We start from the raw sequence: 22811 nt of genomic DNA on the forward strand, positions 1-22811 counted from the left end.
TGGCAGATCGCGAGCGAACTGGATGCGAAGCAAGCCCCAGCGGTGCCATCCTGGATGCCCAGGCGACGCGCTCGGGCGGCGTCGGTGTCGAAGGTCCACGCGGCTACGATCCAGCCAGGCGTGTCGTTGGGCGCAAGCGTCACGCGCTCACTGACACGGATGGGCGCCTGCTCGTAGCTGCTGTCTCGCCTGCTGATCTGCACGACAGCCACGGCGGCCTCGCGCTCCTGCGCGCCTCGCGCCGCCTTTGGCCCTTCTTGGCCCACTGTTTCGCCGATCGCGCCTACAGAGGCGATCGTTTGGGCACCGCCACGGCCATCACCGTCGAGATCATCGTGCCCAAGGAAGGACAGAAGGGCTTTGCCGTTCAACCGCGGCGCTGGGTGATCGAACGCACCTTCGGTTGGATCAGCCGGTGCCGCAGGCTGGCCCGCGATCATGAGGCGACGCCTTCCTCCGCGCTCGCCTTCTTCGTCTTGGCCGCCGCTATGATCCTCGTCAGACGATTGGCGCGTGCATTATGAAACGGGGTCTCAGACCGCCGATGACCTTGTCAGCGCATCCCTTCCGAGCGACGTAATCGCCCAGCCGCCAGCTGTGACATCCAAGGTGGCGTAGCCAAGAACCCGCGCGCTTTGTCGCGCTTTTCCCTGTGACACTGTGCAGCCTATGCCGATCTTCCAAGGCGAGATCGGGCGATCGTGGCTAGCAAGTACCGCCAGGAATTTGGCCAAGTCTTTGCACATGATCAGGCCTCAATGCGCCGCCTTGGGCGGTCAGAGCGCCGGCCACAGAAAGATGTATGAGGCCAGACCGGATCAGTCTAAGCGCATATGAACCGCAGGATCAAAAGATTTCCACGCATTTTGCATAATGAGCTTCATTTCAATGCGTGGCACCGCTCAGGCGCTATTCCACCCCAGATAAAACGGGCTTTGGTGCGCCTAGCGCTAGACTTTTGAGAAGGCCGATCGCGGAGGCAAGGTCGAAGATCCCACGGTCGGCTTGCACACCCGACATGGCCCCGCTGGTTGAATTCGCCCCAACCCTCGATGAACGCTGGCGGGGCCGACCCCCAGAGACGTTCCACTGCCCCGCAGCCCCTGGCTCGCGGGGCTTTTCATGCGAAGTGTCCGGCGCACCTGAGTGGCAGCTTCGCGGATGGTCAGCCGACCGAAATTGCGCTTCACTGCCGAGTGGCTTTCCTGGACACTACGGCTTCGCTCAAATGGCCTCCCAAATTCGAACTGATATCGCGAGGGCATTCGGAGCAGCCGCCGATCGTATTCGCACCTACACGTCAGATGACGAGGATCTGGCCGGCATGGTTCGACGCTGGATCGACAGTCCCACTCGCTTCATTGCATCTCACCCCGATATTCGTGAGGCCCATCGCGCCCTGATCGAGCGGCTGCAGAAAGTTGCTGAAAGCTGCGACCTCACCGGTGATGTCGACCGGCAGTCGGCCGTCACAGCACGAAACCATGCATTAGCTGCCCTCGATGACCTGGAAGCGGCCATCTACGCTTATGGGCGCGCGTCTGAGGCTGCTGAGCGGGTAGGCATCGGCAAACTCGGCGAACCGATTTAGGCGGACTCAAGAGATGGCCATTCGCACAGGTTCGCGAATGCAGATCGCAGCTGGCGGCATCTTCGTTGAGGAGAATGGCGCGAGGCTGGATGCGCAGCCAAGGAAGAGCTAAATCCACCCGACTTTGAAGCATTCGTCCTGTGCCAGATGTCCAAAACCGGTCTGGGGACACTGACTTTTGTCCTAACTGTGTTCAGGGATAGTTCGCCGCCCTGTCAGCGTTGGTTGACGGGTTCACGTCTTGTTCCGGTTTACGCTGGCGCGAGCCAATTCATCTATTTGGTTGTTGGAAAAATCTTGTGTTGACCTTCGCGGAACCGTTGCGGTACCCCCGGTTCTGTGTGCCCAACCGGAGCGACTATACATGCCGCGCTTCTTCATCGACTCGGACGACGGTGAGCTGCACGTCGACGACAACGAGGGTCTGGATCTGAAAGACGCTGTAGCTGCTCGCGTCGTGGCTATAGCCCTGCTGCCCGAAATGGCGCGCCAAAAGCTTTCTGATAGCGATCTGAGAACCTTCAACGTGCGCGTGCGCGATGAACAGGGCGAAATGATCTACACGGCCGATCTCATTCTGCGAGGTGAGTGGAAGGTGCCGGCGGAGATGCGTCAGGCGTCGTAGAGGGAACGGCGACAAATGCGCAGCCTCGTCGTCGACCAGCGTCAGCCTTATGGCTCTTGACCCATGTGGAGGCTCTGCCACCCGCGGTAGCGTAATGTATCCGTCTCGCACGGAAGGTGCAGCTTGCCCCTCTTTTTCTTCGACTTCGCCGACAGCCGGCATTGCACGCTTGATGACGAGGGGACGGAATGCGAGACCGTGCGCGAGGCTCGCATGAAGGCTGTGCGGACATTGACAGCAATGGCCAAGGACGAGGCTCTCGACGACGAGCTGCTCGACTACATGGTCAGCGTGCGAGACGATATCGGCCGCGTGGTGTATCGAGCAACACTCTCGCTGGCTGGTGAGTGGCCGGTCAATCAGCAGTGAGGCCCTGACTTATCCGCTGTCGAGCTTCGCCTGCGTAAACGTCGGGGTAAGAAGAAAGGACACGCTGATGTGGCTGCAATCGTTGCCAGCGCGGCTCCGCCGTCGACTACCTTAATCCTCAATCCGGCGGGGTCGCCCTTCCGCCAAAATTCTTACATCGGCCCACAGTCTCACAGCCCTTGGGCCGTTTTGCTTCTGGCTCATGGTATGCCACTACAGCTTCGAGAGTGCGCCCCTCGCTCGCTCTCACCTGAGCCCGCCCGGCGTCCATACCCCTCGCCGTGGCGGGCTTTTTCGTGCGCCTCGCACTTCACTTTTGCGAAGGCCGCGAGTGAAGAGAAGGCAGAAAGTTCGGCGGTCGGCTTCGACACCCGACAGGGCCTCGTTGGCGGCAGTCACGCCCTCGATTGCCATCGGCGGGGCTGATCCTCACACATACCCTTCGCCCCGCAGCTTCGGCTGACGGGGCTTTCTCTTGCCGCGCTTCACCTGCGTGAAGGCGGCGGCCGTCCGACCAGCCATCATCGGCGCGCTGGACGGCGCTCTCCAGCGCGGCCTCGCCGGCCTTCCTCCCCGTTCATGACATCGGCGGGGCCGCTTCTGTTTCGTGCCCAAGATGAACACTCGCTCCGCAGCCTCACGGCTCGCGGGCACTGCGTTGGTGAATTCAGCGCGGATCGGGCCGCGAGCGGAGGGCGTTTAACCGGAGGCGGTGCGACGCCCCGGGAGAACGTGGTGACCGATGTTTTTGATCTGCTGGACGCTGACCAGCGCGAGGAAGCGGCGCAGGCCGGGCTCGCCGAACTCCAAGCTGCCCTAGCCTCCCGAACTCCGGAAGAGCGCGCTGCTTTCTGGAAGGCGATCAACACCTTCTACGTTCCACCACCTGAAGATCAGGACGATTGAACCGCCGCGGATCACGTCACCGCCTGCGCGGCCGAGTTGCCGAGGTCACGCCCCATCCGGTCCGCCCCAGCGCCGGCCGCGCTTCATGTTCACCCTGTCGATCAGCCTCGACGCGCCTCTGCAACGATGTCTGCCCCGCCCCGTTGGTCCACATGGCTACCATGGAGGCGGAGTCATGAGGGTAAGCAGAGAAGCCGCGAAAGCCATGGCCAAGGCGTGGGCGGCGCCGAAGACGAATGAACCGCCGAAAGATCAGCCCGCGAAGAAGAAGGGTTAAGACGTCACTCTGCCGTTGGAAGTGGGCAGCTAACGCGTTGCGAGTCGCTTCCCCGCGAGCTGCTGCGCCAGCCGCCCGTCGCAATCCAAGTCGACCATCTCACCTGTGATGCTGAGCGTCCGCTGCAGATCGATTGTGTTGAAAAACTCCTCAGCACGGACCGAGGTCTCTACCGCTGGTGGCTGCCGCTCGCCGCTGTCCCAGGTGTTGTGGGTTCATGCCCTCAGAAGAGGGACAAACGGAGTTTTTCAACACAATCGATCCATTGGTGTTCCTGCCGGCGAGCACCTCACGTCACCGCCTCCGTGGCTGAGACCCCTTCAGGCAAAGAAAAGGGCCGGCATGACCGGCCCTCCTCATTGCATGCTGTAGGGGAATGATCAGCGGACACCGGACGAGGTGCTGCCGGTCGTATCACCCGTGCTCATGTTGGAACCGTCGCAGTGGCCGCTAGCTTCGCCAAAGGTCGGACGCTCACACGCCAACGTTCGCAGATGTTCAGGCTTCCGGCGCAACCGCTCGGTGTGCTGAACTCCTGGTCCCGGTAGGGCATCCCTCATCCCGAACGGGCGGCAATCCAGGCCGGCGAGATCCACGAATCGCGCCACTTCGATTGCCGTGTAAGCCGGGTGGGGCGGCATTCAAGGCGAGGTGGGCGAGCCTGCTACGGCGACAACTCTACGGCGACAACACTATGTCCGATCCTAAGAAGCTGGTCCGTGTGCTGATCACAGACGTTCCTGGCGGCTATGAACTCACGGTCGAGGCCGACGACGGCCACGTGCTAAGGGTGGTTGCGACTGCTCGCCAAGTCGAAGCTCTCGCCCGGCAGTTCACAAAACTGACCGATGACGAGCAGGCAGGCGGCTGACGAGGGCGCTCACGAGGCCGAGAGGAGGCATGATGGCCAACGATCACAGCAAGGAGCGGAAGCAGGCGGAAGCGGAGTTTGCCAAGACACAGGATCGCGCCAAGCCAGAAGCTTTGAAGGAGCAGATCGTCAGCGCAGCGGATGAGAACACTGCGCGCTTGAAGGCAGCGCGATTGGCGCGCGACGCTGCTGATGAAACAGCAAGGCGCAAAGGGCTGCGGTGAGCCTGTTGGCCCGCTGATGGGGACGTAAGCCAGTGGACCGCGATTGGGGGCGGCGTTAGCGGCCGGGCAACCGCCAGGCTTGCGCAGCGCAGGACTATTGCCGGAAGTATGGCTTGCCTTCAGCCCGCCCGGTTCGTCCTAGTGGGTTTTTTTGATCTAGGTCAATTCGAGGAACGGCTTAATGAGAACTAAAGCTAGGCTGGAGCAACTTTCTAATTGAGGCGTCGTTGTTCACTGCTGGGCTGGTTCCTTCCAGCCAGGAGACCTCATGAAAAAGCTTGTCACGTTCAGCGTCCTGGCGCTCGTCGCCGCTTGCCCGGCCTTCGCGCAAACTGGGCCCTCTCCGCGGTCACCTGAGACAACTGGAACCGTAATCACGGGTGTGCCGAACACCACTGGCAACAGCCGTGGTCTGATTATCGCACCGGGCGCTACCGGCGCCGAGACCATCACGACGGACTCAGCGGCTGGAGGCAACGCTGGCCAGCCCTCACGCAGAGTGCCGCAGGGCGGTGCCGGAAGCGGCGGCCATGGCGGAAGTCAGTAGGCGAACCTGATCCCACTGATAGCCCCGCAGCCCCAAGGCTCGCGGGGCTTTTGCGGCTGGCGGTTGGTATGCCATCATGCCATCGAGAGCTTGCCCCTCGCTCGCTCTCACCTGAGCCCGCCCGGCATTCCCCCTCCGCCGCGGCGGGCTCAGTCGTGTCTGGGCAATGACACGCGCCATTGGCCGCGGCGGGCTTTTCTACGTAATCGGCGGCGGATGAGGTACGATCTTCGCAGCTCAATCCGCACCGAATCCACCCGAGATGACGCGCTCTCCGAGTTTTCGGTCCACCATCCGGACCGTCCGGTCAATCTCGGCGTCGGGCGCGCCGAGCTGGTGCGAGATAAGCTTCACCAGCACGTCAACCCGCTCGATGAAGGGCGCCCCGCTCGCCACCGCCCGCGCCGCCGAGGACGGCTTGAGCAGGCTCTCCGCCGCCTTGGCATACTTCTCGAACGGCACCTGATCCTTCGGGTCGGCGCCGAGCCGTTGCGCGATGGCGTCGATGTGCTCGTAGATCGCGCGGGACCGCGCCAGATCGATATGCACCGCATCGCGGATCGATTGCGGCTCATCCGGTGTGACGCAGCGGTAGTTGCCCGTCAGCAGCATCGACCACTTCGCCAGGGGCACGAACAGCGAGTCGAACACCTTGAGCTTCACCGGCACGTCCTGCCCGTCGAGGCGCACCGCGTCGATGTCCGCCTCCAACTCGCGGAGCAGCCGGTTGTGCGCCTCGTCCGCGAAGGTCGCCGCCTTGAAGTTCGTCGGCAGGCCGACATGGAGCACGTTCGCGCCCTCGCCCGGCGGGCGGTAGGCCTGCGGATCGGGCGAGCAGAGCGTGACCAGCCCTGGCTCGAACCGGTCCCAGACGCCAGCATTGGTGTAGGCAAACTCCAAGTCCATGCTGGCGAGAGCCGGGATGCGCCTGAGATACGGTAAGGGCGGCATGTTCATGAGTGAGAGACAAGGCCGCCTCGCCTCGGAAATCTTGATCATCAGGAGGCGGATCGAGTAGTCATTGTATTGCGGCTCCTGCATGGCGAGCCCGACCAAGTCATAGCGAGAGACATCGACGTCTTCGGGCGGTGTCGCGTCCAAGGTGCCAGGCAGATCGCGCGAGCGGATTGCGCGGTGCTCCGGCTCGTCGCGCAGCTTGATGCGCACCTCGGTCCCCTCACGATTGATCAGATCTGCGGTCTTCCTTCGGCAGACCAGGGTCACGTTGTGACCAGCCATCAGAAGCTTCGTTGCGAGCAAGGAGCCATATGAGGCTCCAAGGATTAGAATATTGCGTGGCATGCGCTTCTTCCCAAAATTTGTAATATTAATTCCCCGAACGTGGCGATGCTCAACTCCGCAGCCCCAAGGCACGCTGGGCCTTTCACGTCCGGATCACAGCACGCAGCCAGGCTGTCTGCCCACTAGCCCTTCAGCGGTAACGAGGGGCCGGATCTTCACCGTCAGGCCGCTCGACGATCGTCGCGGCGGGTTTTTCGTACGAGTTCGGAAGGAAACTGGTTCGGCTCGCTTACCGTTCCTAGTCCCGGCAGTAATGCCGGTACGGACCTGACGACGTTACAGCCCGCCCGGCATCCTCCGGCGAGGGCTTTTTCGTGAGCCGCTCATCCGGCGATATCTACTCGCTCGACACGGATCTGGATGCGCTCGCCTTTCGCTAGTGGTAGGGAGTCAACTTCGCCGCCGACGACCTTGTATGCCTCCCCTTCAATGACCAACGTGACCTCGTTGAGTTCATGAGAGCCCGCCGGCATATCCCAGGGCGCTTCGACGACGAGCCACTGCTCGTTGAGCCTCTTTAAGATCTGCGGCGTCCACCGCTTTTCAGACATCGTGCCCGTCTCCACTGGCCCGAAGCGTACACCCGGTCGCTCCTGCAGTCTCATCGACCTCGCATTCACTTGCTCACGCGAGCTCATGCCGCGCCAGGCATTTCTCCGCCAATCGAGTGTTCCTGCTTCGCAACAGCGAATCAGCTGCGAAGATGCAAACCTTCGTTTTCGGAGAGCGACACTCCTCCGGCATGGCTACGAGGGGGCAGCCCGATCAATCTCGCGTAGCCGATCGACAAAGCCCCGCAGCCTCACGGCTCGCGGGGCTATCCACCATGAAGTCGAGGCGACACGCTCGGCACCAGTGCTTACGCGAGAAGCCAGCCCTCCTCGATGAAGGCGCTGAGATAGGTGTGAGCCTCGGCGCTCTCGGAGATGCCGACGGCGACGTCTGCCCGCGTCAGGGCTTGGGATGCGAGGGCGCTTTCCCAGTATTGCGCACCCGCAGCCTCCGGCGCCCGGCCCAGCGCCCCTTCGTAGAGTGCTGCAACATACGCCGCGTCCGTCGGGATCGTCGGGTTCTGTGCCGCGTATTCCGGGGACAGCAGGAAGCTCTGTGCTATGGCCGACAACGAGGTCCCGAAATCGGCCTGCGTATGCCACGCCTGCAGGCCGCCGGTGTCGGGAGACCGGTCGAGCACGCCGTAATAGAGCCGTGAGACGTCCGCGGCCGTCGTATCGGGCACGAAGATGCCGGCATCGAACGCGGGCTGCAATTGGTCGAGGTGCTCGGCCGAGAACACGAAGCCGTCGGCCGCCGCGGCGCGCGACAGACCGCCGTTGAGCGCTGCGGTCCAATACGCGGCGCCTGCCGCATCGCCGGCGCGGCCGAGCACCGTCTGGTAGAGCTCTTCGACGTAGCCGGCGTTGCTTGGGTCGTTGAAACGCGGCTGCCCTTCCGCCGAGCCGAGGATACTCTGCGTCACGCTTTCGAGAGACGTGCCCTCGTTCAAGCTTTTTAACCAGTAGTCGCTCGAAGGATCGGGATTTCTCTCAAGTAGGCCATTGTACAGCGCGTAGACCTCTCCGCCCGCGCTGGTGGGATAATGTGTGTAATATCCAAACCACGTATAATTTTCTAAGCCAGCATTCGACGTTCCTCCATCATTAAGCGAACCGGGTTCATCTGCGCCCCCAGCACTGCCCGCACCAGTGCCTTCGCCATCGCTGGCCACACCTGGGGCGCCAGGGTTGCCAGGACCAATCACCTCCCCGTTACTACCAGTGTTGACGCCTCCGGAACCACTGAGTCCCGTGGCCATGTTCGACGTTTCGTCATCGTCCGTCGTTGGATCTGAGAATCGAAATGTCATGGCGCTTCATCCCGAAAGGGTAGAGGCCCCCTGGCTCTAGGCCTATGAATGAAGACGTAACGCAAAATAACGTTGCAGTGTGTCGCTCATCTTTTAGGTCACTTACTACTTATGCCCCCTACTGACGTCGTTAAAATAAGCACAGTCTCACATTTGGCATTAATAAACTTTGGCCTGCGCTTCGGGTTGCTGACGGTATAGCTTGACGGCGGCATGGTCAGGCCAAGTCGGCATCCAGCCCGTCCTTAGGGCCGGCCGCGGTTCACGTCACCGCCTTCGCCTGCGCGGCCGGCTCGATCGTCCAGGAAGCGGCTGTGACTTCTCTGGCCTCCTCGGAGGAGATCAGCCCTACTTGTCCGGCGGCGGCATGTCGGCGGGGCGATCACCGGGAACGATGTCGCTCTTCAGTGGATCCGGAATGCCCGCGTTGATGTCGAGAGGCGGCTCGGGCAAGTCGGGTGATGAAGCAGGCGGTTTCTCGTTCGACACAGTAGGCCCAGGAGTAAGCGGTGCCGCTTTCGATTGATCCCCGTCGGGCGAGGAGATGTTGGTCATGGCGGGCCTCTTGGAAAGAATTGATCGAAGCTAATCAGCCGGTTGCGCGAGGGTTCCTGTCCTGCAACGTGCAGTCGACTAAGCCTTGGCGGTATCTATCAACGTCGCGCAAATGACGTACACGCGTTCCTGAGCCAATAACTCGAGCAGCCCATCACCTCGATGCCCGCCGCCACTTCGGCAACGCCTTCGTCCCACCCCGCTCAGCCAGCCCACGCCGCTCCAGCGCCTCGCAGATCCGCGCGGCCGTCTCGGCGCGAGAGCGGGTCGGCAGGGCGCTTCTGGCCTTCAGGTCACTTGGACATCAGTGGCCGCCCGGGTTCCACACAAAAAGTTCGGCACCACCCTCATCAAGAATGCGAACGCCGTCAGGCTTTTGCGGCAGGTCCAGCGAAGCAAACAAGGACCGGGCCTTCATCATGGCGGCATCTAAGTCCGATGCCTCCTGCTGGACCCGCTCCAGCGTAGCGTGCGCCTTATCGCCCGGCCTGATGCGATAAAACTCGAATGTGTAATGCATGACCGCTCCTGCTTGGCGCCAAGCATACGCCCGCGAGACGGGCGGCGCGAGGGAGCGTGCGGGGTGGGTGTGGCCGGGCTCAGATCTCAAACTGAGACGCTACCAGGGCGTCGAGAACCTTGCGGGCCTGGACCGGGAGCGGACCCCGCAAGGATCAGTGCTTCTTCTTCGCCGATAAGGCGAGCGCCTCGTCGCGCTCGTTCTCCAGTTCCATCATCGCGATCTGCATCTCCGGGATGGCGGCGATCCGGATTGCAATCCGCCTCGCTTCCTCGCGCGACATGCGTTGGGCAGCGGAGCGACGCTGCTCGTCGTCGGCGAGGTAGACGTAGGCGACCGGGAAGCCCGAGGCGTCCTCAATGCGGATGGCTTCTTCGAGTTCAACGAGGCGCCAGGGCGGCTGGAAGCGGCGGGGTTCGGTCATGCCTTGCTCACGTCGTCGGCCACATCGAGACCCCGTAGGTCGCCACCGGCAGCAACACCAGAAACAGGAAGAGCGCGATCCGGGTCGCGAGGCTCATCGCTTCTCCGGCCGTGCCAGCAGGATCGCCGTGCGCACCGCGGCGCGCTTCAGGTGGTCCGTGGCCTCCGCATTGAACACGGTCTGTGCGGCCCAGGCGTGCGAGCGGACGGCGGCATCAAGGTCGAGGCCATAACCGTCGCCCATCAGGAACAAGCTGGTGGTCGGGTCCGCCAGGTAGGCGTCGACCGCCGCGAGAACGTCGTCCTCGGTGATGGCCTTGGCCTTGAAGAGGCCGCCGGTGGTGGGTTGCTCAGCCACGCGCTCGCTCCCTCGCCAGGGCTCTCAGTGCCTCGACGTAGATGGCGACGGAGCACGGCGGCACGATGAAGCCTTTCTCGCCGCGCCACTCTGCGCGATCGGCGATACCCCGCAATTCGGCCGCGGTGTAGCTGTCGATGGATCGGGTTTCGGTCTTCTCGCTCATGGCCCCGAGGATAGGGCTCACCATCTAAATTCCCAAACCGGGATGCCAGCCGGACGGCCTGGCGTGTTCCCGTAGTAAGTGACGAGGCCGTGCTTCATCTCGTCGACCGAGAGCCCGGTTGTCTGCGCGCCGCTCAGCATCAGGGCGAACTTTGCTGTTCCAATGGGCTCTAAGGCCTCTGCTGCCAACGTGGTCCAGAATGTTGCGCTAACCGTTTGGGACGGGGTTGGTCGTTGTATGCGCCGGTCCATTAGGGCAAGCCCTATTGGAACGCGGTCGCTCATTGCGATGCTCCAGAGTTAGCAATCTTTGACGGTCCGACCGCAGCGTGACAAGGTCCGGACATGTCCAGCACGCCGACCAGAAACATCTCCCTCACTGCCGAGCTGGAAGGCTACATCCGCACGCAGGTCGCCACCGGCCACTACTCGAATGCCAGCGAGGTTGTTCGCGCCGGGCTGCGCCTGCTGATGGAGCGCGACTAGGCTGTGCCGCGTGCCCGCATCACCGCAGCGAAGCCGTCGTCCCCGCGATGAGCACGCTTGGGCGCGACACGCCTGCTGCGCACGACTTCCAGGCCGACATCCTCGCGATTGAGAGCATCGCGGCCGTGCCGACGATCCTGGACGTCGTCTGCCGCACCACCGGGATGGGCTTTGCCGCGGTCGCTCGCGTCACCGAGGACCGCTGGGTCGCCTGTCAGGTCAAGGACGACATCGCCTTCGGCCTCCAGCCCGGCGGCGAGCTGAAGGTCGCGACTACCATCTGCCGTGAGATCCGGCAGAGCGGAACGGCCGTGGTCATCAACAACGTCGCCGAGGACGTCCGCTACTGCAACCATCCCACTCCGTCGCTCTACGGCTTCCAGAGCTACATCTCGATGCCGATCGTGCTGCCGGACGGCACCTTCTTCGGCACGCTCTGCGCGATCGCCCCGAAGCCGGCGCAGCTCGACCGGCCAGACGTGGTCGGCATGTTCAAGATGTTCGCCGACCTCATCGCCTTTCACCTCGATGCCAACCAGCGCGTGGCATCGAGCAGCGCCGCGCTGCGGCTCTACGAAAACATCGTGCAGTCGGACGCGGCGCCGATATGTGTCTTTGATCACGAATGCCGCCTGATTGCCTTCAACAAGGCTCACAACGACGAGTTCTTTCGAGTCAACGGCTTTTACACGAAGATCGGGGACGTGTTTCCAGACCTGTCCATTTCGGAACAGGCCGCCGTCATGCGCGCCAATATGGCCCGAGCGCTGGCGGGCGAAACGTATAAGGTCGAGGCTGTGTTCGGACGGCCCGAGTTCGGGCAGCCTTGTTGGGAGATCACCTACACGCCCCTGCGCGACGGGACGGGCGCCATCATCGGAGCCTTTCACCAGACGCACGATATCAGTGCGCGGCTTATCGCTGAGGCCGAGCTTCAGGACGCTCAGGAGGCGCTGCGCCAGTCGCAAAAGCTGGAGGCGGTCGGCCAGCTCACGGGGGGCGTGGCGCACGACTTCAACAACCTGCTGACCATCATCCGCTCGTCGGTCGACTTCCTGCGCCGGCCGGGCCTGCCGGAGGAGCGGCGCGCCCGTTACATGGATGCGGTCTCCGACACCGTTGATCGAGCCGCCAAGCTCACGAGCCAACTCCTGGCCTTCGCCCGGCGCCAGACGCTCAAGCCCGAGGTGTTCGAGGTCGGCGCGCACCTGCGTGCGGTGGCCGACATGATCGACACGGTCACGGGTGCCCGCATCCGCGTCGTCACCGAGGTGCCAGACACGCCCTGCTTCGTGAAGGCCGATCTCAGCCAGTTCGAGACGGCGCTCGTCAACATGGCGGTCAACGCCCGCGATGCGATGGACGGCGAAGGCACGCTGACGCTGCATCTCGCCTGCATCAGCGGTCTCCCGGCCATCCGCGGCCATGCCTCCGCGTCCGGACCATTCGCCGCCGTCGCGCTCACCGACACCGGCAGCGGCATCGCACCGGACGAGCTGGGGCGGATCTTCGAGCCCTTCTTCACCACGAAGGAGGTCGGCAAGGGGACGGGGCTCGGCCTGAGCCAAGTCTTCGGCTTCGCCAAACAGTCGGGCGGCGACGTTGCGGTCGAGAGCACTGTCGGTCAGGGCACCACCTTCACCCTCTACCTGCCGGAGATCGAGACCAAACCGAGCCGGGAACCAGCAACCGAGCACGAAGGCGAGGTCTTCCCAACGGCCAGCGGCCAGTGCGTGCTAGTCGTGGAAGACAACGTCGAGGTCGGGCGCTTCGCCACTCAGATCCTGGAGGATTTCGGCTACCGGACGACCTGGGCGGCAAATGCCGAGGAGGCGCTGGAGAAGCTCGGTTCGGACGGCTCTGGGTTTGACCTTGTCTTCTCCGACGTAGTGATGGCAGGCATGGACGGGATCGAGCTGGCCAGGGTGCTCCAGAGCAATATGCCGGCCCTGCCGGTTCTGCTGACCTCGGGCTACAGCCACGTCCTGGCCCAGGACGGCGCGCACGGCTTCGAGTTGCTGCACAAGCCGTACTCGGCCGATCAGCTCGGCCGCATCCTCAGCCAGATCATCGCGCGACGCTCAACCGGTGGGGCAGGTTAGGCATAGCTCCACCAAGCGCCGCTGGGTGTCTGTCACGCTCAGTCGGCGAACTACGCCGCGGCTAACGGCCGCCCGCTAACTTCCGCTGGGACAGCCTTGTTGAAACACGGCGGCACGTCTCACCCAAGTGCTTCGGAGGTGGAGCGTTCAACACCGCACGCACAAGCTTGGATCATAACCTAGATGGGTTGCTGCCATTAACTTATGGGCTATCTGGTTGCGCACCATCAGCACGTTTAGATCGGGCGCTGACAGCCGGAAGCGACGTGCGCTTCCATCTGCGATGTGAGGCGAAGCTGCCATGCCTTGGGCTCCCGATGACCACTCCCTCAGTATGCTGGTCCGCAGGCTAGAGAGCATCACCCACCTCTCGGATGAGGAGCGGCAGGCCATCCTGAGCCTGCCGGTGAAGGCCCGCGTGCTCAAGGCCAACCAGGACATCGTGCGCGACGGTGACAAGCCTTCGCAATGCTGCCTCATCCTCGACGGCTGGGCCTGTCGCTACAAGCTGATCGGTGAGGGCAAGCGCCAGATCCTCTCCATCCACATCGCGGGCGACATTCCCGACCTGCAGAGCCTGCACATCCACACCATGGATCACAGCCTCGCCACGCTGACCGAGGCCACGCTCGCCTTCATCCCGCACGAGAGCCTGCACGAGTTGGTCCTTCGCTTCCCTGGCATCGCCGCCGCCTTCTGGCGCGACACGCTGGTCGATGCGGCGGTGTTCCGTGAGTGGATGGTCGGCATGGGCCGGCGCTCAGCCTACGAGCGGATCGCGCACCTCTTCTGCGAACTCTACCTCAGGCTTGAGGCGGTGGGGCTGGCTGGCGAGCATCGCTGTCCGCTGCCGATCACCCAAGTCGACCTCGCCGATGCACTGGGTTTGACGAACGTGCACGTCAACCGCGTGCTGAAGGAGATGCGCGGTCAGGGGCTGGTGACGCTGCGCAGTAACACGCTCGTGATCGAGAAGTGGGATGGCCTGATCCAAGCTTCCGAGTTCGATCCCACCTACCTGCACTTGACGAAGCGGGCCGCCTGAGCGTTGATCCACAACAGTGCGGAATGCCGCTTTATGTGCGATAGCTGACACAGCGTTGGCTTCGGTCCCGGCCGTCAGCGCCTGAGAGATCCGTGTGCTCCCGCCTTGTTCCTGCGGAGAGCCCTGTGCCACGCTACTTCTTCGACGTTCATGACGGCGCATTTCAGCGCGACGATGAAGGCACCGAGTGCGCCAACATCGACGAGGTGCGGCGCGTGGCTAAGCGCCTCCTGCCAGACATCGCGCGTGACGGCATTCCCCTCGATGGCGACCGCCACATCTACACGGTATTGGTGACCTCCGAGGACGGGCAGCCGGTCTACTCGGCCGCCCTCTCCTTCGCGGGGATCTGGCTGGTGCGGTGAGCGAGCAAGCTGGTGCCATAACGCCCAATGGGCGAAGACTCACTTCCGATGAAGACGCAGTCTGAAAGAACAGACTTGGTCAGCTTCTATTTCCCATCCCGAGGCCAGCCCCGAAGCGGGGCTCAAGGATCCGGATTGACCACTTGAGCGGGACGAGTTGAAGGGCAGGGGTGGCGGACATGGCTCTCGGCGGCTGAGGAGGCGCCGGGCATACGGAGCGGGGTGGCGAGTCGCTAGGGCAGGGTGGTCACAGCAACGGATCGGAGCCCCAAAAGTGTGTGCATTCGCCCATTTCCACGCTCACGATCACCCCCATTTCGGTCCGCAGAAGTGCACACACCTATCATTGTTTTTGCTCATCTTTTTCCCCGAGGCAAATAACTTTTAATCTGTAGGTCCTGGGTTCGAGTCCCAGCGCGCTCACCAATTTAATTGGTTTTATCAGTATTTCGCAGAAATCCGCCTAGATGCTGAAATTGGGGCTCTGTCCACGTGTTGAGGATCAGCGTCGATACTGGCCGCTCGGCAGGGTTCTGCGCCCTTCGTTCGAACATCCTCGCAACAAGCGTCCGAGGCCGCCGCGCCAACACCTCAATCTGGCGGAGGCGACGAGAACCGTTCGCATATTCTGCAAACGAGGGGCGTGGACCGTTCGGTGAAATCAGAGGGATGGCCGGGCTTTGGAAACCGCGGAGGCGCGCCATGCCGGCGTGACAGGCCACCGGGAACACGTGAAATTTCTGCCCGCCGGCCTGTCGCCGTAGAGCGTGTCGTTCGAGGGGAACACCCACTCGCAGGAGCAGGAGAAGCCGTTGCCGTCGATCAACGCGATGGCGCGGCTCATCGCACGAGGCCCGCACGCGCGATGTTCCAGCGGATCGCGACGCGCACCACGCCCCAGATCTCGGCCTCCCCGAGGTCCTCGACGGCGAAGCCGGCAGGGCCGGATTGTCGAAGGAGAGCCGGGCCACGTTCCCGTCGATGACGAGGCGCTTGATCGACATCTCGCCGTCGATTGCGGCCACGACGACGCTGTTGTGGCCGGACTCGAGGCTGCGGGCGACGACGGCGAGATCGCGGTCAAGGTGCCGGCGCCTCGCATCGAAGTGCCCGAGATGTTTCAGGCGAAGGTGGCGGGGGGATTCGGCGCGAGCCAGCGCGGTAGATCGAGAGCACCCTCCAGAAAGTCATCGGCCGGGGAGGGGAAACCCGCGCAGGCTCTGGCCGAGGATGGGGACCCGGACGTTATCCCGCTCGCCATCGCTGCGACCGCTCGCGGGATGGACGCCCATCCCGCTCCCCGTATAAGAACATACGAGGAACAAACAGGATGGAAGCTTCTGGTTCAATGCGGAGTTCGCGCGGCCGATCGGGCCTGTGCACGCCTGTGGACGGCGGCGAGAAAGATCAGACGACGCAGGGTGTTATGACCTCTGCAGGATGTTGAAAGAGGCCGGCCGAGCATGGCGATGGAGACGACCGGCGTGGTGCGGACCTTCGTGCGGAAGCGTCTGACGCCAAGCGACTGCGAGGTGTCGGGGATCGACAGCGGGGCTTTGAAAAAGGCCAAGGCCATGGCCGGCCGGTTCCCCGGCACGGCGGCGCTCAGGATCGTGGCCGATGACGAGACGGGGAACCGGAGAGCGCGATCATCCTCGCGCAATTCGGCGAGGTGCCGGTGGATTGTGCAGAGAGCCTGCCGGTCGGCCGAGCGCGGGAAGAAGGAAGGACGCTAAGCATGGCCATCAAGCAGAAATCCGCCGCAGAGACCAAGGCTCAGGATCTAGGCTTGGCGCTCGCTCGGATCGCAGAGAGTGAGGGCATTCCTGCCAACATCGGCGTTGACCAACTCCGACGCGCCAGCCCGCGGCTGACGCCGCTCGCGGTCGGGCAGATGGTCCGCAAGCACCTCGACATCGTCGAGGCGGTGCTGGCGGAGCGCGGTCTGACGCTGGTCGAGTACGCCGATCAGGGGCCAGGGCGCGGTATGGAGTTCGTCATTGCCGAGGCAGCTTGAGACGGCCTGCGGCGGCCGGCGCATCGAAAGCTATCCCGCCTGGAGCGGCGGCTGGTGGTGGAAGGCGCAGCGCTTGGCCGAACGAGCGCCTGAGTGACCGTTCCGAAACGTCCTCTGCCAGTGCCAGCCCGCCTAGTGCTGGAGACATTGACCGACGAGTTCCTGGCTCCAGGCGCGATCGCTATGCGTGCTGGGCTGCCGACGCGGATCTCGCCGTCGTGCTGGCGCCCCCTGAGGGCAGCACCGATTGGGCGTTGGACGCCTATCTCTCGCTGGGCGCACGATGGAAGGCTGAGCTGGCAGCGATCGCCGGCCGACCCCTCAGCTTCGGTGCTATCACGCCGGGCGATGTCATGGACCGAGAGATCCGGGCGACCGCCTCTGGGCGCGTCGCCCAGACACAACTCGGCCCGCCCACGCAGAGAGCGAAGGATGACGGGCAGGCTCGGATGGGGCGCCCTGCGGATCGCTCACACCTGCGGATGCCACGACGTCCCGAAACGAAAAGCCCCGCGAGCCAGGGGGGCCTGCGGGGCGAGTCGTGTCCTTGGGCTAGCAGCGGCTCTGCCAACAAACCGAGGGAGGTTTGCGCCGGCGAAGCCGCGCTGAGAGAGTCTCTCAGCCCAGCTACTCTGGCACTGCGAGGCGACCTGAAAATTCGCACAGTTGAAACGTGGCAAGAGAAAGCCCCGCGAGCCATGGGCTGCGAGGCGAAAGTTCGTCCCACCGCACAATTGGCCCCGCCGGTGGGAAGCGGGGGTGACCTGAGCCGACGGGGCCATGTCGGGCGTCGAAGCCCGGCACCCTCTGGTGGGTCGCAATTCGCCGCCTTCGCAAAACTGACGTGCGAGGCGCACGAAGGGAGCCGGTGCGACACCGCAAGCAACAGGGCGAGGGGAACGCGGCAACTGATGGCTTCTTGATTTTCTGCAGAACAAGATCCGGAGGAAGCATGAGCCCGTCAGACACGCCCGATCCATCCGGCACGCCGAAACCATCTGGGGGCGGGGGCCTCGGCAACATTGATGATGTGCAGGGCCATCCTGGAAAGGGCAATCCGCCCGGTCCATCCACCAAGCCGTCCGGCGAGGAGCCTGCTCAGCCCGGCAGCGATCCGACGCGCACACCCCAATCGCGGACCGAGCCAGGGCCTGAAGCAGAGGCGGAACGGCAGCCGACCTGACCTCCGCTCACTCAGGGCCGCCGCAAAGAAGATCCCGCCCGGCTTAGCCGAGCGGGGCGCTGTCGTGGGCCGGTTCGTGACGCGAGCTTACTGGCCTCCGCCCGAACCACCGCCGCCGCCGGCTGAGTTGGAGCGCGGCTTGTTGTTCTCCTCGGCGTTTCCGGAGGCGGCCGACGAGCTCTCGGGCGGCCGGCCCTGAGCGAGGACGGGACCGGCGCAGACCAGCGCCAGCGTGGTCAGGATTGCGAGCTTCCTCATGTTCCCTCCGTGCCCAGCCTGCTGGGCTTGTGAACGACAACGGAGGGTTGCCTAAAGAGTTGCTCAGCGTATCCGGCCCGTCGATGCAAAGAAGCCCGACGCGGCAGACCCGACGGCCTCGAAGAGCTTCAGGCAGAGGTTGAGGGTGGATCAGACGCCCGGTCGCGTGGCGAGGCATCATGGCCGTCCATCCGTTCCGCGCGCTCCTCGCGGTCGCACGGGTAGGAGCAGGACGCCGTCGGCCGACCTTGGACCTGAGCCGGCGCGCCCTCATGGATCGGATCCGAGGGATCATCGTGCGTTTGCGGCATCGCAATGTTCCCTCAGCACCTGCTTCCGGGCAGTGTCAGCGATTTGGCGAGCGCCTGATCTGGTCCACATTCTCAGTCGAAAGATCTGTGTAGATGCGCCGGCTGTATTCGGGTGGCGGAAGGCGTCTGTAGGAGGCGACGCGGGCCACATCGAAGCTGGTCTCTCCGAAGGTGGAGGTTGGGACGTTTCGCTCCATATCGTTCCTGATCGTCTCTGGGTACGGCTTCATCTTCGGACCGCACCCCTCGCAAATCGAAACCAGCCACGATTGCCAAAGGCCGTTGGTTCGCTCTTGCACCGATTCGGATCGTGCACGGTGCGCCGAAGCGAGCTGAACAGTATCAAGATCGCTCTGCTGCTTGATCGGCGTGCTCGCAGGCAATTCGCGGAGCATCTCCTGTCTGTTTGGAGAGGTTTCAGTCATCGCAGGCTGTGCGCTGACAGTAGGCGACGCGCACAGGGGCACTAAGCTTACGAGTACCAGTAAGCGCATGTGAATCTCCTGTTCGGAGAACAACAACGCACTTCGCCGGCGGTTCGTGTGCTCAACCGTACCGCACCTCGTAGCCGATAAAAAATGCCCGCCCGGATGAACCGGGCGGGCCTCTGTCGCACAATTTATTCCGCGGCCGCCGGTTCGGCTGCCTTGCGTCGTCTGCCTGGCTTGGCAGGCGTTTTTTTCGCCTCCTTCCGGACATCACGGCCCTTCGAAACCGCGGCAGAGGGAGCTGGCTCGGACAGCTTCGCTGCCGTAGCAGCGGCCGTGCTCACGGGCTTGCTGCGCTGCAACCCGAGCCCGAGGCTCTTGGCGAGAGAGGACCGTGCCTCTGAGTAGGATGTTGTCACCATCGGGTAGTCTCGCGGCAACCCCCACTTCTCCCGGTAGCTCTCCGGTGTCAGTCCCCGAGTCGCCAAGTGGCGACGCAGCGTCTTGTAGGGCTTGCCATCCTCAAAGCTGATCAGAGCGTCGGGCGTGATCGACTTGCGGATCTGGGCCGTCGTTGCCTTCACTTCCGGCTCGCTCGGTGCGGCGGTCTGGCTCAGGCCGGACACGGCAGCATGCACATTCACGATCAGGCTGGGTAGATCCGCAACGGAAGCGCGGTTGTTCGACACATAGGCCGAGACGATGTCGACGGTGAGTTCGATGTGGTTGGTGGTGGCGTCTTCCTCGATGTCCGCCATGGCGAGCTCCTCATGATTTCTAACCTCCACATCTGCAACTTTTCGCCTCGCTGACAATCCGATCTCGCGGAAGAACGATTGTTTTCCCGCACGAACCTGATCGATCAGTGTCATTTTACATAAAAGTCTCGCGTCAATCTTTCTGCCATCACCTGTCCACCAGCGAGGAGCTTCGCATCCCGGGGAGCGGTCAGAGTTCACCTGCCGTCCGTGGCCTTCCGAACGCGGAGGCCCGGCGTCCCGCTTGCCCGGCACGGGCTGTTGAAACCGCTGCGGGCGGCCGCTGACACCCTGGCAGCGCTAAGCTCGACGTACCGTGCTCTGCATCCTGTGCCTCAGCGAGGTGCAGCCTTTCCGTCATACCGGTTCGTCCACTCGGCGATGATGCGCTCGCGGTTCTCGGCCATCCAGAGGAGGCTGACCTTCGCCATGCGCGCCTCGGCATGAGACAACGCGATGGCTGCGGGGATCTGCACGCGGGGGTGGGCCACGATGGAGTAGCTCTGCGCGTAGATCCTGTTGGCCTCGCGGGTGACCGCCCAGTCGGCGATGCGCCTGGCAAGCGCCGGTTGCGACGTGCCCTTGATGATCCCGAAGGTCTCCAAGTCCCACCCGACGCGGTCGAGGGGCACGATCGCCTCGATGGGTGCGCCGCGCGCCTTCTCGGCGGCCGCCCGCATGTCGAGCCCGAGGCCGACCAGATGTTGGCCGCGGGCGACATCGAGACAGGGTGCCGATCCCGTGTGCAGGTAGACGGCGACGTTCTCATGCAGGGCGTCCATGAACGCCCAGCCCGCCGCTTCGCCCATGCTCTGCAGCCAACCCGCCACGAGGCCGTAGCCCGTGCCGGATGAACCTGGATGCGCCATCACGAGCCGGCCCTTGAAGCTGGCATCGGTGAGATCACGCCACAGCATCGGACCCGAGATGCGCTCGCGCTTTGCTTGCTCGACGTTCATGCAGATGACGGGGAAGTACACGTCCATGCCCGTGAAGCTGTAGGGCTCGGTCGGGTCGAGGAAGGAGGATCTGAGGTGCTCCACGCCCTCGGGCCTGTAGGGATCGAGAAGGCCGGCCTGCTTGAGCACGAGCATGCTGGAGGCCGACAACCCGACGATCATGTCGGCCATCGGATGGTCGCGCTCGGACAGGACACGCTCGGTGATGACGCCGGTCGAGGCACGCACCCACTCGATCTCCGCGCCCGGCAAAAGCTGTGCGACGGCTTCTGCAGTGGCGGCCACCTGCTCCTTCTGGCTCGCGGTGTAGATCGTCAGTCTCGGCCGGTCTGCCGCGTGCGCCGAGCTGGCGAACGTCAGGCAGAGAATGACCCAGACTGCGAAAAATGCGCTCCGATGACTCACGGCCAGTAACGCGGCTCTCAAGGCAGAGCTTCGATTGGATGGCCGCTGGCGTCGAAATTCAAGCCGGCAACCGGAGTTTGTGCTGCGGCGCATGCCGGGCACAGGAAGCTGCGGCAGGCCTCGCACGCTCGGCCGCTCAGGACTCGGTGGCGCCCCCCGTGATGCTGCCGGTCCGGTGGAAGTCGATCCGCTCCGGTAGATCCAGCATGTCGAGCGCGCGCTGGATGAAGCAGGGCATCCCGGCGTCAGAGCTGACGCAACCGCTCGATCCGGGCGCGCAGGCCCTCGTCGCGGTCGAGGCCGGCGAACTCGCCCTGGATCACGGCAACCGCGTTCCCGCACAGGTAGGCCGGCGCCCTTGCGCCTCGTCCCGCGCCGCGCCGCTCAGGGCTCCACGCGGGCGCCACTCACATTTATGTGAACCAATGCCGGGCAGCCCCAGTTGGCCTCGATACGGCTCCGTGCACCTTCGCCAGCAAACCTCAGGGAGCGGCCGATGCCGAAAATCCGCGTGAAGGCTCAAGCCTCCGGGACGCATACCGTGTTTCTCGGCACCAGCCCGGTCATGAGCGGCCTGGCTCTCGATGATGCCGAGAACTTCGCGACCTTCCTGAAGGCCTCCGCGCGTTATCACACCCCGCAGGATCGAACCCGGTCCGTACGCGCCTGAGGATCGGCGGCGCGAGCGAGTCGAGGTCGGACTTCAGGCAGGTCATCCTGCCCGTCGGTTCCAGCACATCGCGAGAGCTGTCCGGTAGACAAGCCCGACCAGCTCAGCCTGCCGATGCGTGCCCGTCTTCGCCAACGCACGGGTGAGGTGAGTGTGCGCGGTATTCGTGGAGATGCCGAGGCTCCGGGATGCCGCCTTGAGATCCGCCCCCTGTGCGAGCGCAACGGTGAGGGCTGCCTCCTGTCGGGTCAGCTGCAGCGAGCGTTGAACCGCCTCGACGGGTAGCTCGGCTCGCCGCTCGGGATCCGTCACGAACATGACAGACGAGAAGCGCGCCTCGCCGGACTCGAAGCTGGTCGGTCTCAAAGGCGCAACGAAGGCCGTCAGCGGACGCTTGCCCGAAGGACGCGAGAGAGGCAGCGCGCCTCCGCCATCGAAGCCGGTCCCGGGGCCGAGGCTGGCCGCTTCGGCAACCAAGCGCCGCAGGCGGGCCGTGTCGATCGGACTGGCGCACCCCAAGCCGTCCGCTCTCAAGACGAGACCATCCGCTTCCCGGATGATCTCGTCAGCGACGCGGTTCATGCGCAGCACAGCGCCACGCCCGTCGAACAGGACCACTCCGGCCGTGAGTTGATCCAGAGCTTCGCTCGAGATGGCGCCATCGCGCCGAACTTCCGCGAAGCGCAGATAGATCTTCGCGGCACGCTGAAGGTGGGCGGTCAAACAAACCAGCAGGCGCAGCTCGTCACCCGCAAACGGCTCGTCGCGATCCCGTCGCAGCATACTGAAAGCCGCGTTGTGCTCGGCACCCCGCAGCAGCACGACGCCGACGTCGTGCAGCAAGCCCTGCGGCCGGTAGACATCGTTGTACAGGTCCGACCGAATGAACGATGCGGTCTCCCACTGCTCGCAACCCAGACCGGGAACCGCGAGCGGCGACTGCAGGAGCGCGGCGACGCGTCTGTTCTTTCCCGGCATATTGTACCGGCTGAGATACACGTCGAGATAATGAGGATCGTCGCGTCCGCTGGTGACGTGCCGGAAGCACCCGCGCCCGTCGAGGGCCGCCATCATGATGACCGGATCGTTGAAGAGGCGGCCCATGCGCTCCAGCGCCGATCGCCACAGCTCCGGCTCGAGCGCCGCATCGTAGAATCCTCCGATGACGCGATGGATCTCCTCGTGATCGACCGTCATGGGGCCAGGCTCCGGACGATTCGTCAGCCT

The 22811-nt window shown here is 63.8% G+C and carries 26 protein-coding genes and 2 pseudogenes; 14 read left to right on the forward strand and 14 right to left on the reverse strand.

The annotated features are described in order from the left end of the window. From E1J50_RS13740 to E1J50_RS13760, 7 genes are all read left to right on the forward strand, one after another. Window positions 1-524, forward strand: a 524-nt coding sequence (locus tag E1J50_RS13740; protein WP_245516573.1) for a transposase, incomplete at its 5' end; no start/stop codon positions are given. A 704-nt stretch (window positions 525-1228) separates the two neighbouring features. Then, window positions 1229-1591, forward strand: coding sequence for a hypothetical protein (locus E1J50_RS13745; protein ID WP_132254408.1), 363 nt, complete (start codon window positions 1229-1231; stop codon window positions 1589-1591). A 364-nt stretch (window positions 1592-1955) separates the two neighbouring features. Further along, the gene (locus E1J50_RS13750) at window positions 1956-2216 is read left to right on the forward strand and encodes a DUF6894 family protein (RefSeq protein WP_132254409.1); all 261 of its coding nucleotides are present in this window, start codon (window positions 1956-1958) and stop codon (window positions 2214-2216) included. Between the two features lie 123 nt (window positions 2217-2339). Further along, window positions 2340-2585 carry a DUF6894 family protein gene (locus E1J50_RS13755; RefSeq protein ID WP_132254410.1) on the forward strand — a complete coding sequence of 82 codons (246 nt, stop codon included), beginning with the start codon at window positions 2340-2342 and terminating at the stop codon, window positions 2583-2585. A 735-nt stretch (window positions 2586-3320) separates the two neighbouring features. Continuing rightward, window positions 3321-3491: a hypothetical protein gene (locus E1J50_RS27310; protein ID WP_165937862.1), complete on the forward strand. Its 171-nt coding sequence runs from the start codon at window positions 3321-3323 to the stop codon at window positions 3489-3491. A 971-nt stretch (window positions 3492-4462) separates the two neighbouring features. Beyond that, window positions 4463-4639, forward strand: coding sequence for a hypothetical protein (locus E1J50_RS27315; protein WP_165937863.1), 177 nt, complete (start codon window positions 4463-4465; stop codon window positions 4637-4639). Between the two features lie 29 nt (window positions 4640-4668). Beyond that, window positions 4669-4863: a hypothetical protein gene (locus tag E1J50_RS13760; protein WP_132254411.1), complete on the forward strand. Its 195-nt coding sequence runs from the start codon at window positions 4669-4671 to the stop codon at window positions 4861-4863. A gap of 784 nt (window positions 4864-5647) precedes the next feature. Here the strand turns inward: E1J50_RS13760 and E1J50_RS13770 are convergent. The 8 genes from E1J50_RS13770 to E1J50_RS13805 form a co-directional block, all read right to left on the reverse strand. Continuing rightward, the gene (locus E1J50_RS13770; protein WP_132254413.1) at window positions 5648-6712 is read right to left on the reverse strand and encodes a ketopantoate reductase family protein; all 1065 of its coding nucleotides are present in this window, start codon (window positions 6710-6712) and stop codon (window positions 5648-5650) included. Window positions 6713-7035: 323 nt separating this feature from the next. Next, window positions 7036-7263 carry a hypothetical protein gene (locus tag E1J50_RS13775; protein ID WP_132254414.1) on the reverse strand — a complete coding sequence of 76 codons (228 nt, stop codon included), beginning with the start codon at window positions 7261-7263 and terminating at the stop codon, window positions 7036-7038. Window positions 7264-7571: 308 nt separating this feature from the next. Further along, window positions 7572-8576, reverse strand: coding sequence for a DUF4214 domain-containing protein (locus E1J50_RS13780; protein ID WP_132254415.1), 1005 nt, complete (start codon window positions 8574-8576; stop codon window positions 7572-7574). A 348-nt stretch (window positions 8577-8924) separates the two neighbouring features. Beyond that, entirely contained in the window at window positions 8925-9131 is a 207-nt protein-coding gene (locus tag E1J50_RS13785; protein ID WP_132254416.1) for a hypothetical protein, read from the reverse strand. 304 nt (window positions 9132-9435) lie between these two features. Beyond that, entirely contained in the window at window positions 9436-9651 is a 216-nt protein-coding gene (locus E1J50_RS13790; protein ID WP_132254417.1) for a hypothetical protein, read from the reverse strand. A gap of 154 nt (window positions 9652-9805) precedes the next feature. After that, on the reverse strand, window positions 9806-10075 hold the full coding sequence (locus E1J50_RS13795) for a hypothetical protein (RefSeq protein ID WP_109893785.1): 270 nt from the start codon (window positions 10073-10075) through the stop codon (window positions 9806-9808). Window positions 10076-10168: 93 nt separating this feature from the next. After that, on the reverse strand, window positions 10169-10432 hold the full coding sequence (locus tag E1J50_RS13800; protein ID WP_132254418.1) for a hypothetical protein: 264 nt from the start codon (window positions 10430-10432) through the stop codon (window positions 10169-10171). Further along, the gene (locus E1J50_RS13805; RefSeq protein WP_207919210.1) at window positions 10425-10598 is read right to left on the reverse strand and encodes a hypothetical protein; all 174 of its coding nucleotides are present in this window, start codon (window positions 10596-10598) and stop codon (window positions 10425-10427) included. Before E1J50_RS13805 ends, E1J50_RS13800 begins: the two co-directional genes overlap by 8 nt. 344 nt (window positions 10599-10942) lie before the next feature. Between E1J50_RS13805 and E1J50_RS13810 the strand changes: the two genes are divergently transcribed. The 4 genes from E1J50_RS13810 (at window position 10943) to E1J50_RS13825 (ending at window position 14595) form a co-directional block, all read left to right on the forward strand. Continuing rightward, entirely contained in the window at window positions 10943-11083 is a 141-nt protein-coding gene (locus tag E1J50_RS13810) for a type II toxin-antitoxin system ParD family antitoxin (protein WP_132254420.1), read from the forward strand. Window positions 11084-11130: 47 nt separating this feature from the next. Next, on the forward strand, window positions 11131-13185 hold the full coding sequence (locus E1J50_RS13815) for a GAF domain-containing hybrid sensor histidine kinase/response regulator (protein ID WP_132254421.1): 2055 nt from the start codon (window positions 11131-11133) through the stop codon (window positions 13183-13185). Window positions 13186-13519: 334 nt separating this feature from the next. Further along, entirely contained in the window at window positions 13520-14230 is a 711-nt protein-coding gene (locus E1J50_RS13820; protein ID WP_245516574.1) for a Crp/Fnr family transcriptional regulator, read from the forward strand. A gap of 125 nt (window positions 14231-14355) precedes the next feature. Then, a complete protein-coding gene (locus E1J50_RS13825; protein WP_132254423.1) occupies window positions 14356-14595 on the forward strand; it encodes a DUF6894 family protein in 240 nt (79 codons plus the stop codon). An 840-nt stretch (window positions 14596-15435) separates the two neighbouring features. Here the strand turns inward: E1J50_RS13825 and E1J50_RS28100 are convergent. Next, window positions 15436-15887, reverse strand: a pseudogene (locus E1J50_RS28100) (LexA family protein). 171 nt (window positions 15888-16058) lie between these two features. Here E1J50_RS28100 and E1J50_RS13835 point away from each other — a divergent pair. Both E1J50_RS13835 and E1J50_RS13840 read left to right on the forward strand, forming a co-directional pair. Then, window positions 16059-16294 (forward strand): annotated as a pseudogene (locus tag E1J50_RS13835) (hypothetical protein); the annotation flags it as partial. 39 nt (window positions 16295-16333) lie between these two features. After that, window positions 16334-16612: an adenylosuccinate synthase gene (locus tag E1J50_RS13840; protein ID WP_132254442.1), complete on the forward strand. Its 279-nt coding sequence runs from the start codon at window positions 16334-16336 to the stop codon at window positions 16610-16612. A 1270-nt stretch (window positions 16613-17882) separates the two neighbouring features. On the opposite strand, the gene E1J50_RS27320 is transcribed toward E1J50_RS13840, so the two are convergent. From E1J50_RS27320 to E1J50_RS27825, 4 genes are all read right to left on the reverse strand, one after another. After that, entirely contained in the window at window positions 17883-18053 is a 171-nt protein-coding gene (locus E1J50_RS27320; protein ID WP_165937864.1) for a hypothetical protein, read from the reverse strand. A gap of 930 nt (window positions 18054-18983) precedes the next feature. Next, entirely contained in the window at window positions 18984-19664 is a 681-nt protein-coding gene (locus E1J50_RS13850; protein ID WP_342635910.1) for a Ros/MucR family transcriptional regulator, read from the reverse strand. Between the two features lie 221 nt (window positions 19665-19885). Continuing rightward, window positions 19886-21007 (reverse strand): ABC transporter substrate-binding protein, encoded by a 1122-nt coding sequence (locus E1J50_RS13855; protein ID WP_132254425.1) that lies wholly within the window; start codon window positions 21005-21007, stop codon window positions 19886-19888. Window positions 21008-21159: 152 nt separating this feature from the next. Next, window positions 21160-21321 carry a hypothetical protein gene (locus E1J50_RS27825; protein ID WP_207919211.1) on the reverse strand — a complete coding sequence of 54 codons (162 nt, stop codon included), beginning with the start codon at window positions 21319-21321 and terminating at the stop codon, window positions 21160-21162. An 89-nt stretch (window positions 21322-21410) separates the two neighbouring features. Between E1J50_RS27825 and E1J50_RS27325 the strand changes: the two genes are divergently transcribed. Beyond that, entirely contained in the window at window positions 21411-21584 is a 174-nt protein-coding gene (locus E1J50_RS27325) for a hypothetical protein (protein WP_165937865.1), read from the forward strand. Between the two features lie 42 nt (window positions 21585-21626). Here the strand turns inward: E1J50_RS27325 and E1J50_RS13860 are convergent, their stop codons facing one another. Continuing rightward, window positions 21627-22781 (reverse strand): helix-turn-helix transcriptional regulator, encoded by a 1155-nt coding sequence (locus tag E1J50_RS13860; protein ID WP_132254426.1) that lies wholly within the window; start codon window positions 22779-22781, stop codon window positions 21627-21629. Window positions 22782-22811 lie beyond the last annotated feature (30 nt).

Origin of the sequence: Methylobacterium segetis, from assembly GCF_004348265.1 — a bacterium.
Taxonomy (GTDB): domain Bacteria; phylum Pseudomonadota; class Alphaproteobacteria; order Rhizobiales; family Beijerinckiaceae; genus Methylobacterium; species Methylobacterium segetis.